The organism is Bacteroides sp. AM16-13, assembly GCF_003602705.1.
Lineage (GTDB): Bacteria > Bacteroidota > Bacteroidia > Bacteroidales > Bacteroidaceae > Bacteroides > Bacteroides xylanisolvens.
The window spans coordinates 221,053-234,657 of sequence record NZ_QTLK01000003.1; the positions used below are offsets into that span (position 1 = coordinate 221,053).

General features: G+C 40.8%; 5 protein-coding genes. 1 reads left to right on the forward strand and 4 read right to left on the reverse strand.

All coding sequences use genetic code 11. The annotated features are described in order from the left end of the window. Positions 1-260 precede the first annotated feature (260 nt). Positions 261-1,400: a glycoside hydrolase family 88 protein gene (locus DW173_RS03525; protein WP_049701966.1), complete on the forward strand. Its 1,140-nt coding sequence runs from the start codon at positions 261-263 to the stop codon at positions 1,398-1,400. 66 nt (positions 1,401-1,466) lie between these two features. On the opposite strand, the gene DW173_RS03530 is transcribed toward DW173_RS03525, so the two are convergent. The 4 genes from DW173_RS03530 to DW173_RS03545 form a co-directional block, all read right to left on the reverse strand. Then, positions 1,467-5,753 (reverse strand): two-component regulator propeller domain-containing protein, encoded by a 4,287-nt coding sequence (locus DW173_RS03530; protein ID WP_120143774.1) that lies wholly within the window; start codon positions 5,751-5,753, stop codon positions 1,467-1,469. A gap of 974 nt (positions 5,754-6,727) precedes the next feature. Further along, positions 6,728-8,137: a glycoside hydrolase family 28 protein gene (locus DW173_RS03535; protein WP_199722813.1), complete on the reverse strand. Its 1,410-nt coding sequence runs from the start codon at positions 8,135-8,137 to the stop codon at positions 6,728-6,730. 35 nt (positions 8,138-8,172) lie between these two features. Then, on the reverse strand, positions 8,173-11,436 hold the full coding sequence (locus tag DW173_RS03540) for a DUF4450 domain-containing protein (protein WP_120143740.1): 3,264 nt from the start codon (positions 11,434-11,436) through the stop codon (positions 8,173-8,175). Between the two features lie 16 nt (positions 11,437-11,452). After that, positions 11,453-13,564, reverse strand: a complete 2,112-nt coding sequence (locus DW173_RS03545) for a hypothetical protein (protein WP_118219684.1) — start codon at positions 13,562-13,564, stop codon at positions 11,453-11,455. Positions 13,565-13,605 lie beyond the last annotated feature (41 nt).

The following is a 13,605-nucleotide window of genomic DNA, read 5'->3' on the forward strand; positions in this document are numbered from 1 at the left end:
GTCTCCCCTTACTCTTCTACAAATATACAATAAATATCAATACAACAATATGACTTACAAAAAAATCGCTCTTGCTAATTATTCATACTTGGTTCTTATCCATGACTAATATGAATAAAGAATAAAGTCTAATATTACATATTTTCCGTACAAATTTCAATATCACTTTCCTTACAATGCATTTTCTTTGCAACAGATAAAGAAAGGCTCACCTTTGTGTGCCTCAATCTAAGAACAATAGTAATCTAATTTATTATAAAATGAAAAAGCATCTTATACTATTTTTTGCAGGAGTAATATTGAGTTACGGGAATATAAAAGCACAAACAGCTCCCGATAAAAAAGAAATTCTCAAAGTAACCCTTCAAGTGAACGACTATTTCATGAAAAAATATGCCGATTATCGTACTCCTTCTTTTGTGAAAAAAGTAGTTCGGCCCAGTAATATCTGGACACGAAGTGTATATTACGAAGGCTTAATGGCACTCTACTCCATCTATCCCGCAGACGAATATTATCTCTATGCCAAAGAATGGGCGGATTACCACCAGTGGGGCTTCCACCGTGGGACAACCACCCGTAATGCAGATAATTACTGCGCCAGCCAAATCTATCTCGATTTATACAACATTTGCCCCGATCCTGAGAAAATACGGAAAACGAAAGCCAATATGGATATGTTGGTCAACACTCCACAAGTAAACGACTGGTGGTGGATAGATGCCATCCAGATGGGGATGCCTATATTTGCCAAAATGGGGAAACTTACAGGCGAACAGAAGTACTTCGACAAGATGTGGGATATGTACGAATATACCCGTAATAAACACGGAGAGAACGGAATGTTCAATGTCAAAGAAGGTTTGTGGTGGAGAGACCATAATTTCGACCCTCCATACAAAGAGCCGAATGGTAAAAACTGTTATTGGAGCCGCGGTAACGGATGGGTATATGCCGCTTTAGTACGGGTAATGAATGAAATTCCATCCGATGAAAAACATCACCAAGATTACATCAATGATTTTCTAACCATGAGCAAAGCACTGAAACAATGCCAGCGTGAAGATGGCTTTTGGAATGTCAGTCTCCACGATCCGTCAAACTTTGGAGGCAAAGAGACTTCCGGCACAGCTCTTTTCGTATATGGTATGGCTTGGGGCATACGTAACGGTCTATTAGATAAAAAGACCTATCTGCCTGTAATCATAAAAGCATGGAATGCTATGGTGAAGGATGCAGTTCATCCGAATGGTTTTCTTGGTTATGTACAGGGAACCGGCAAAGAACCGAAAGACAGTCAACCTGTCACATACGACAAAGTTCCTGATTTTGAGGATTTCGGAACAGGATGTTTCCTTCTTGCCGGAAGTGAAATCTATAAGTTAGACCTCAATATGTAACTGATAAACATACTTATCCTGAATCCGGTCTATCCTTCACAAACCAGATTCAAGGTAAGTATATAACTACGTTTTACTTCTCTCCCCTCTTTGGTAAGCCGAAGGAGATACTCCAAACTGCGCTTTAAAACATTTACTGAAATAAAGAGGATCGTTAATACCCACTTTATAAGAAACTTCCGCAACAGTCAGATTCCTTTCAGTCAAAAACAGTTCGGCAGCCTTCTTCATTCGTACAACACGCAAATATTCATTCGGTGAGTATCCGGTCACTCCCCGTAATTTCTTATAAAATACAGTTCGTCCCATCCCCATCATCTGCGCAAATTCATCAATAGAAATGTTGTATTGAGAATAAATCTTTTCCACCACAGCCACCAACTGATCCGCAAACTCCTTATCCCGGTCCGTGTTACATAAAGCAGGACGTACTACCCCCGGTTCACTGGAAAATTTCTTCCGCAACTTTTCGCATTGCTCTATCAGCCGGAACACCTGCGCAAGCAAAAGCTTAAAACTAAATGGCTTTGCAACATAAACATCCGCTCCCGCTTCAAGTCCTTCCAGGTGCTTATCCGGTGAAGTCAAGGCAGTCAGCAGAATAATAGGAATATGACTTGTCGCAAATTCAGTTTTCAGTTTCTTTGTCACTTCGAAACCAGTCATCCCGGGCATCAATACATCGCAGATAATCAAGTCTGCGTCATAGTTGCATGCCTTTTCAAATCCGGATATTCCATCCGCAGCCACTTCTACTTCAAAATAAGCACTAAGCTCCTCCTGCAGGAATCCACGAATATCATTATCGTCTTCGATGACTAATATTTTATGTTTTCTTGATGTGGTGACTGTCTTTTCATGTTCCTGACATTCTTCTGAAAGTTCCTGTAAATGGTGAGTCTGCATATTCGCTTCTTCCAGCAGGAGATTGCCGGGAACCAGGAAGTCTTTTTCCGAATAAACAGTTTTATCAGTCGGAATACATACCGTAAATACGGAACCTCCCCCTTCATTATCTTTATATTCAATCGTTCCCTTATGCACCTGCACCAATTCATGGCTCAAATGCAACCCTACTCCAATGCTATCTCCGGAGAAGCTACTTTGCATGAAACGTTTAAACAATTCTCCCTGCTTTTCTTTAGGAATACCTACTCCGGTATCCGCTACCTGAATGTATAAACACTTCTTCACCTCATCCACATTCACAGAAAACAGAATTGTCCCACCCGAAGGAGTATACTTAAAAGCATTTGAAAATAAGTTATACACCACCTTATCCAAATTGCCTTTATCAATAAACATTTTATAGGATGGCACAGACGGTAAAAAGCGGAAATCCATCTTCTTCTGTTCTGCTACGTCACTGAAACTTAAATATATTTCGTACAGGAAAGCAACTACATCAGTTTCCTGAAGAGAAAGAGCCAACTTATTATTCTGCATTTTTCTGAACTCCAGCAACTGATTTATCAGCCTCAACATACGTTGTGTACTTTTATCCATGACTTTCAACGGATGCAATAAAGCTTGTGGAATATCATCCGTCCGGTACATTTTCTCCAATGCTCCTTGGATCAATGTAAGCGGAGTACGGAATTCATGAGAGATATTTGTGAAAAATACCAGTTTATACTCTGTCAGTTGTTTTTCAACATTGATGCGGTTGCGCAACCTATTGAAATTAAAAATGATACGATATGTAAAGTACAAAGCTATCAACATCAGGATGAAATATCCGAGCATAGCCCAATTCGTTTTCCAAAACGGAGGCACGATAACAATCTTCAAGGTTGTTTCGGTATCATTCCAAATACCGGCACCATCACAATATCTCACATGGAAAATGTAACTGCCCGGCTCCAGATATTTATAAGTGGCAAAACTTAAAGAAGACGGAACATTCCATCCCTTGTCATAGTTTTCCAGCCAATACATATACTTGATTTGACCATTATCCGAATAATCGAGAGTAGAAAAATCAAGCATAAAAGAATTCTGGAAATATTTCAATGTAATCTTATCCGAATAGGCTAAAGATTCTTGCAAAGGAGAACCCGGCATATTAGGCTTCACCTGAATTCCATTAACGGACAATCCTGTGATAACAATAGGAGAAAGCAATCTCTCTGTTGGAATCTTCTTCGGGTCAATAATCGTCAATCCGTAGTTTGTTCCAAAAATCAGTTTACCGTCTGCACCCATACACGCACTGTTCTCGCTATATACATTTCCTAATGTATAAGATGAGAAGAAATAATTCTCGAAAGAATGGCTGTTGGGATTGAATCTTGAAATTCCATATTCCGTAGCAATCCATAATTGTCCCGAATGATCTTCTAAAATAGATTGCACCATATTATTAACCAGTCCTTCCGCTATTCCATAATGTGTATATTTCAAAGACTGACAGTCGTCTGCCAGTTCGCATAGATTCAGCCCGGCACCCGAAGTTCCTACCCACATGCGTCCTTTGCTATCACGAAACAGGCAACGAATCTCATTGCTGCAAAAATTGCCATCGGTGTAGCTGAACAAATGATAGTTATCTTCATTAGCAATCAATGAGTCAGGGTGGAAAATGCAGATACCTTCACTTGTGCCCATCCATATCATCCCTTTCTCATCTTCTGCCATTACTCTGACTATCCGTAAGCCATACTTCTTTCCTTGAAAGAAACGACGGAACTTGTATTGTCCTTTTTCCGTTGATTCTGCCAGATCCAGTCCTCCTCCAAATGTCCCCACCCACATACGATCTTTCTTATCGCGAAGAATGGAATAAATATTAGAATGAGATAAGGCAAAAGGATTAGACGGATCCGTTTTATACCACGTATCTCCTATTTTTAGTCCGTCTCCCCGGGTTCCTATCCATATATTCTCCTGACTATCTTCTGAAATCGCATAAATATTATAGGGCAAATAATGATTATCTATCTTAGTTTTCAGATGAGAATCATAATTATACAATCCACCTCTTCGCGTTCCTACCCATATATCTCCATTCGACATTTTAGTCAGTAACCGGATTGTATTCGAACGGTCAAAAACATCCGGTGATTCTGGATAGACATGTGTAATGCCTTTATTTGAAATGGAAATATGAGACAAACCGGAATATTCGGAGCTTACCCATATCCCTCCTGTTCTGTCTTTCATCAAACATAACAAAAAATCTGACCCTATAGGTCCTGCATTCTTCCCTTCGGAAACAAAGTGTTCCAACCGATCTTCCTGAATATCGTAGGTGAAAAGTCCGTTTCCATAAGTTGAAATCCACACAATCCCCCGGTCATCACGCACCACATGATAGCGTTCATAATCTATATATTTCATCTTCTCTTCAGGGATCAGTTGAAAATCCTTTATTTCTCCGCTCTTCGAGTTTATATAATAAATTCGTCCTGTGTTATTGTAAGCCCAACAATCTCCGTAATTGTCATGAATCACTTTTCCATTATTTATTTTCAGTTCCCGGCAAGGAGTTATTTGAAAGTTCTGAAAATCAAATTCATATACCCCTTCGCTGGAAGTAAATATAACCCATTTATCTTTTATCAATGAATGTGTACTGACAGATGTATTACCGGCAATAGCAGACAGTGACGCTAAACAGTCTATTTTTTTCGATCCATTTACACAACGATACACATCTCCACTCTTTGTCAGAAAATACATATCCTCTCCATGAGGGAAAGAAGAAGAAAAATTCAATTTCCTATCGATAAATTCAACTTTCCCTTTATAAACAGACGCAAGTCCCTGCATGGTACCAATCCAGATCCTGCCACTAGAATCTTCATTTATAAATTTAATCCGGTCATCGGGCAGGTTTCCAAATTTCGTTCTAAACTTCACAGAGGTCATAGTCCGATCGTCCTCACAAACAATTTGGCGTACACCGTTCCTTCTATGCCAAAGCCACACATCTCCATTAGAGGACATAAATATTTCCGAATAGTTCTCTCCATCACTTCCGGTACCGGTAAAATCTACAAAACAAGCTTTCTGTAGGTCATAACAGCTGAATAATTCCGGTACAGTCTTTATCCACAAAAAACCGTTCTTATCCTCTGCCACATGTTTTATTCTGTTATCTGCTAAAGAAATCTGATCGTGTTTTCCACTTTCCAACTGATAAGTAAGAAAAGTATTTCCATCATAACGGGTCAATCCGTCTAAAGTACCCAACCATAAGAACCCTTTACTGTCCTGAAACATGCATCGTACAGAATTACTAGGTAGCCCATCACTGGTTCTCATTTGTTTGGAACTAAGTTCAATATCAGCATACAAATCCGATAAAGAAAAACTTAATAAAACGAAGAGGCATAATAATTTATATTTCATATAGTGCTTGGGGTTATTTTGATTGCTGGTTACAAAGATACATCTTTTCATAGTTTTTTTAAGATTTATACAAGCAAAACTAACCAAAAGGAATAACGAATACAAAAAACATAGCAGACTATTTCGAAATGAGGATTATTGTCCATATATATGTCATTTTTTCCATATACCAACTAATGATTTGCATTAAATTACAATCGTGGCAAATCAAAACGGTGGGGAAACGAATTAAACTGTAACCACACATAAAGTATACAGTTTAACACGACATCGTGTCAGCTCTACAGGCCAATTTTGAAGTTAGGTTAACAGCCAACTAGAGTCGTCCACTTAGCTAAAGGAAGTTGACCACATAGCCAACTAAAGTCGGCTATATGGTCAACTATAATTGGCTAATATCATGTCTACTATTTCAATCCAGTATTCAATCATATTCGTCTTCCTATGTTCTTCCATAGTTGGGAACCACTTTGACCAGGGCTTCTTTCTTAAGAGTGTGAACAGTGTGAAGAATGTGAAGAGCTAAAAAAGGATCTTTAATCACAGTAAACACCTGTCAAACTACAACTTACGTCTCTGTGAAATTTGTGAAAGACAAAAAGTGCTTTCCTCATAATCTGAATAGTTGATTAATAATTTATATTTTTGTTCTGTACATCGTGTGTATAGGAAGACAGAGATACCTCTGCCTTCCTTTTTTGATTGCAAGAAACGCAAATCATCAGAATAACAATAAGACCAAGGATTTTCCTTATTTTTTATAGTTGTTGATGAATTACTCGGAATACTGATTAGAAAAACTAATCCAACCATAATAAAGCCTAAATTCATTTTTTTCACAAGAACTACTTTAAAAATAAGGAGCTGTATTTTTCCATAATATTAGTACGAAGGTAACATAAACTTGTACGTCATAGATAGTCTTCCATTCTTCTTCATTCATAGCCGGATTTTTTATCTATCACGATTATACCCTATTTCACCAATTCACCATTGATATAAAGTTTTTTGAAAGTAACATCTTTCGCCCCTTTAATATCATTTGCTCCTTTGGCTACATTATTAAAATGAGAATCCTCTACACTGATATTATATACATGTTTATCATCCTCCAATCCGATAATAAGCACACCTAATTTACTCTTCTCACAAGTCACATTTTTCAAATGCACGTTACGAACAATCGGGTCAAAACCTCTCTTACATTTTTCCCGATTCTCATATTGCAAGTTGATGCGCAGCACTGCTTCACGACATTGTCCTACCGTTACATTACGCACATATACATTTTCTATAAGTCCTCCACGGCAAGTGCTCGTCTTAATACGAATGACACGATCCAGATTCGGGCTATCCATCCGGCAATCTTCTACAAACAAATTGCGGTAACCACCCGAAATCTCACTGCCGATCACGACTCCTCCATGTCCATTCTTCATCATACAACCGCGTACAATAATATTCTCACTGGGAATATTCCATTTACGTCCGTCTTCATTACGTCCTGATTTAATGGCAATACAATCATCACCCGTGTCAAATGTGCAATTCTCAATCAACACATTCTTACAAGATTCAGGATCACATCCGTCTCCGTTAGGTCCACGATTGAAAACAGTCACTCCGCTAACAATCAAGCTCTCGCAGAAAAGAGGATGAATCACCCAAAATGGAGAATTTAACAAAGTAACGCCTTCAATCAAGATGGTGTGGCAGGAATGTAAGTTCAATAGCTGCGGACGCATACCATCTTCCGGCTTCATCAGACGCTTGTAGACAGGAGTCGATGTTTCACCATACATCAACAGACGTTCACGACCTCCATTGCGTTGAGCCACCATGCCTTCTTTCCAACCATACTTTACAGCTCCACACATCGGCCACCAAGTTTCCATACTACCTTGTCCATCGATAATCCCTTTTCCGGTTATGGCAATATTGCTTTCACCATAAGCATAAATCAAGGGATGAGCGTTATAGCAATCAATTCCTTCCCAACGGGTTAAAACTGCAGGAAAATAAAGGCTTTGATCTGTAGAGAATTTCAAAACAGCTCCCTCTTCGAGATGGAAATTCACATTGCTCTTTAGAGTAATAGGTCCGGTATAGAAAGTACCTTTAGGAACAATTACTGTACCACCTCCTGACAGACTGCACTGTAGAATAGCCTGATTAATGGCTTCATGGCAAGGATTAGCCTCATCATCCGTTTTTGCTCCAAAATCAGTTATAAGAAATGTTCGTTTCGGGAAAGAGGTCCGTTTAATCTGTTTTTCGATACGGGCGCTTTCTTTAAATGCTTTATCAAAATCAACAGTATTCGCAGATGTTACCTCTGACACCAAAAGCAACATCAGTAGTAAATTAATAGTTCTTCTCATCATAATTCTTATCCTTTTATTAATATGTTATTTTTATTTTATTGCAATGTAACTCCCATCAGACCGATAACAACATCGTTTGAAAGTGTTTCCAACGTCAGATGACTTAACTCTTTGGAAGGATTCAGAGGCATGTCCAAAAGTACACCTGCTCCTCCCTCGATGGAACGTCCATAAACACCCTTTATGCCTAAGTCCTTTCCCAAATCATTGCTAACCAAACCCGTCTTAAAATGAATGCGATAAGGACGGGGAGAAACAACGGTGAATGCCTGACCATCAACATAGAAATCTTGCTCAATAGGACACCAGTTATCCGGATTCACTAATTCCAATACATCAGAAGTTCCATCTGTATAGTATACACGAACAATACCATTAGCAATGCGACACTGCATGTGGTTGGTACTGCCTGCCATCATTAAATAGGCATGAGAAGCCCGACCGGAAAGCGGAATACTTAAACTGTCCGGATAATTATCCCACAACGAAGTAAAAGCAATATTGCTTCCTTGAGCCAATGTTCGGAATGGCACACCCAGTTTGGTAGTCAGCATCTCATCACGTACCAAGGCACGCAAACCTGCATCATCAATATCAGCAGTTAATTTCGGATGACACCACTCGCCAATGCCCTGAACAGGAAGTTGTAAAGTAGTATAAGGCGAACGGGGTGTCAGATACTCATTCCGGAAAATATCAGTCACATTCGCATTGAACAAAGAATCCATATTCATCATCCGGCACTCTGACGTATTCACCTGTGAGAAAGGAAGAATGACCGGTGATTTTTCCGATTTCGTAATCTGTACGTTTACAGGCTGCCACCATTCCATCTGTCCTTGTTTCATGCGAACAAAGAATGTATGATGCCCCAAATGATCATTGACCTTACTTCTTATAGATGTATCACTAACATTCGGTTGTATCAGCACTCCCTGCGGATCATATATTTTACCGAATACCGCCCCTAAAATGGATGGAATACGGATTTCCGCTAAAGCCTCCGCCTGTATTTCAGGCAGAACCGGATTCAGACAGTTTCCTTTCCACACAATTTCGACAATTGCTTTTTGGGCAGAAGAAGCAGGAATAACAACCACCGGATAACCGGAAGCAGCTTCCGCAAAGCTCCAGTCAACTTCTTTCCCATTTACTTTCACAGAATGAATCCTTTCTCTTCCGACATTCACTTGTAATGTCAATGCCAAAGGCGCCTTAAAACGTTGCTCTATCCGGTAAATATCCGTATCATTCTCCCTGACAAAGTGATAGGTTATGTCAGGCAAAGAAATAGAAGCTTTTAACCATCCTGCGGGAAATCCCGGACGAATCACCGTCTTCCCGTTCAATACATCGGGTAAAATGCCATACAATCCTTGTACCAGTAATCGGGAAGCTACCCCTATCGGATCTCCAAAGTCACGATAACATTCTCCACGGGCAGCATCATAAAAGCTGACTTGCCCCAAATTTCCGGGACTGTTACCTAAGTACATACCATCCAGAAATGAACTTTTCATCAATCGATATGCTTCCTCCGGACGTCCTGCCTGGAAATAGGCCAAAGCTGTATGCATCACCTCTGCGAAAGCCACATTATTGATACTCCAGGAATAAGGTAACCAATTGGTAGTGGCAATCGTTGCATACCCCTCTTCCAATCCATCGGCATACACGGGGATATGTGGTATTTCCGTATCAACATACCGTGTAGCCTGATATGCTTGAAAAGGATCGGCAACGTCGCTATCGAGTGCATGGTATATAGTCCATAATCCCGGACTTTCGTGAAGCCGGCGATGTCCCATAAAATCCTGATATTCCGCCCAACAACCTTTGCTCTGCATCCAAAGACGGTTATTCATCGCTTTCAATATTTGCTCGGCTTCGTTCTGATAAGGTGAAGGGTCTTCGCCTATCAAAGAAGCAAGAAAAGCAGCCATTTTATTGGCACGATAGTTATAAGCCGACGAATGGGTGACTGCGCCACTGTTGTAGTAAAGCGCATCACTTGCCCAAATACAAGCGTATGCATCATATAAACCATCATTGTCCGGATCATAATTTAATTTTTCCCAAGCTAGATGGCGGGTAATCACAGGCCACATTTTGCGGACATACGCAGTATCTCCCGTCCAGTTGAAGTGCCATAACAATTCATCCATGTAACAAAGATTCATGTCATAGTGGTGCATCTGGTTGTTACGTTCAGGATTCCGGCAAATATACCCATTGCTATATTGAGGAGTTCCCCAACGTTTTTCCGAACGCGCCAGATTCATTGTAGAATCTTGTGCCGGATGAGGTATTGTATTCGGGACATCAGTCACCTGACTGGCTGCATAAGCATCAAAATGAGTCCGTGCCCGGTCATGCCAACCTAAAGCATCACCAGTATATCCGGCCCTCCACCCACTTAACGGCATACGCCAGCCAATAGCACCGTGCAACCAAACCTGTCCGTCCCAAATTCCATCGGCAGCTGCGACCAATGCACCACCCAACGTGTTCAAATAAGGGTCCGGCGTTTCTATCTTCAAATGAGAAGCCAATGCCAAAGAAGCTGCCTCCGCTTGTTGATAGAGCTTACGGACATTATAACCTTCGGGAACCTCCCCACGTACCAAGTATACTTCTTTCTGCAAAGGAAGTTCACCAGTGACAAGGTCAGTCGCTTCGACAGGAAGTTCGAAGCAATCAGCCGGATCTACCCCCATATCTCCATTACGACTCAAACGTTTTCCGGTAGCTCCCCCATGTTGCCAACGAAGTATAGCTCCTTTAGGCATATTCGAAGGAGAAAAACGCCAAATAGCTCCATCCATATCGGCTAATGCCAATACAGAAATACGCAGTTCTCCTTTTCCCCAAGACGGGTCTGTCAAATAATAGGTACGTTTTCCAGCCGAATAACGGGATTCACAATGCCCGGTGCAGTCAAGCGCCAATTCTGTTCCGTCACGAAGAATGACTTTGAAACTTATATTTCCTCCGCGTCCGTTATTATAAAAAGCAAAAACCGGTCGGTCACTTGTTTCTACCCGAAAGGGACTGTGACTACCGTACAAAGCACGGGTATACCGATTCTTACCATTGACACAAACAAACTCATCACCATCGGGACGATATTGCAACGTCCTTTTTGTACCTCGCAGATGTTCATTCAAGGAGATGGATTCTTTAAAGTCACCGATCTGCTTTGCCTCTCTTTGAGCATTTAATGGCATCACCGACAACATCAAGAGGCAACAAACAGTCAGCTTTCCTTTTAAAATAAAATTCAGATGAAAATAACTCATATTTTTTTGTGTTTGATTATGGTAATGGCTTCAATCCTTCCCAACGGACATTCCAAGTTCCATCTTTCGGAAATCCCGGATTAGTCTCCGTACATCCGTCCCAACCGGCACACATCATCGCAATAGCAGTCAGCAAGCCGCCATTACCCGGTAAATAAATACGTAAACGACCGTCCTGATAATTATGACCATTCGGCAAGTATGTGTTTGTGCGTTTATCCATCAGTAAAGCTCCGACGGCCTTTTCCGGTTCACCCAAACGGGCAGCATTCATAGCCGTCATCGGATAATCCCATCCCCAGGTTTTACCCCAATTCCAGTTATCCCAGATCCAGTGCAATGTATTTTTCATATAATCTTCCCGGATAAGTTTATTCATCGGAAGTATACCAACTGCACCTAATACAGCCATGTGGTCGGAAGTATAACGAATGTCTTTATAGGTATCTGTAGCTGTTTCGGCAGCCAGATAAAGCCCTTCTTTATTAGATGCCAAAGGAGAAAGTTTGTCGATCATTTCATCCCATTCCAGACTACGTTGCTGTCCCATACGCTCACGCCATTGTTGGGCGGTCTGCATGGCAAAATGCCAGTAAGAAAGTTCGAAAGGAGGATTAACTGTTTCTGCAGCACGCAACGTTTCTTGTGCAGGAATGGCACCTTTCAATACGTAACGTCCTTCCAGTTCATCGTATGTAGCAAAAGAGTACATAAATTCTGCAGTCGCCTGTACCAAACGATTATATTTCTCCAATACTTCTTTAGTCGGATCAGCACGATAAAGTAATTCTGCCAAATAAATTAAATGAGGTTGTTGCCAAATCAGAAAACTTCCTACTTTGGAAGGGGCTTCTATTCCTGAAGGATCGGTCATTTTCATCCAGCGAACACCATCAAACCCTTGTCTTTGGGCTATTTGACGCGCTATCGGTTCAGCCTTCTCATACCAGCCTAATGTACGGTCAAGTAAGTTGCTACGATTCCAAAGAGCAAATTGAGCTTCGTGCCACCAGATCATTTCAAGATGAAATTTGCCAAACCACGAATTATAGGTAAGCCCCGTCTCTTGCGGAGGAGTAGTACCTGCACTCTGAATAGCAAGCAAATATTGGCTAAGTACCACACGTCGTTCCAGTTCTTTGGCCCGTGGGTCCGTACATGCCGAAAAGTCAACAGCTGCGCCTTCCTTCCAAAACGAGTTCCAATAGTTTTTTGCTTCTTCTTGAGTTTGTGCTACAGTAACAGGCTGCGTTGAAGGAGCTGTACTAGTAAAAGCACATGTAAAAGCTAAATGATCGTCCATCGGAGTCAGGACAAAATAATGTTTTGCTTTCTCATTGAAAGTAGCCTTCCCTTCCCAATACAAAGTTACGAAATACTCTGTGCTATCTAAAGTATGTTTCAAAACTGCGGAAGATTCATTTTGAGTAACAATAGTCGTTGTATGTTTATCAACGGCTTCCCAATTACATGCATCATCACAATGAGCGCCCGTAGGATACGGAAAGCGAAAACAAATCCCGGTATGCGCCTTAGAGGTAATATTTGCAGCAATCATATCATTAGAAGGATGGCAGACTGTCTCCACTTGATAATCTTCACCGTTTAATTTAAACCGACTTTCGATTTTTCCATCCCACAAGCAAAGTTTCTGATGAACGTCAGTTACCTGTCCAATATCCGTACCTTCTTCCACGTCAAAGCCGACAATTCCTAAATGAAGACGATGCGGATTGACACGAAACCAATTAGCGGCATCCTGTTGTCTGCCTTCTTCTTTGAATTGAGTAGCGTAAAGTTCTTTCTTTCCCCTGCCAAAATCGTATTCTTTCAGGGTTTCTTCCGGAGTAAGCCGGTCCGGATTGGCGAAACTATGCCAGCCCCACTGGCTCTGCGTTCCCAATGGAACTCCTTTTTTATAATTGTCCGGAAACGTCTGTAATCCGGTTATGTCTACCGTATAAGCAAATTCTCCATTTCCTACAGAAAGTGAAGCTAATGAATCGAATGCCGTCACAACAGGACTATTCCTTTCTACTAATGCCTCGCGGTCAATTATCGGCTGATTTCCATCTCCGCAAGCTGTCCAAATAAAAAGTGCTGCAATAGATACTGCGAATGTTTTCATTTTTCTTTATTATTGTTATTTACAAAAGTATTTATTTTTGA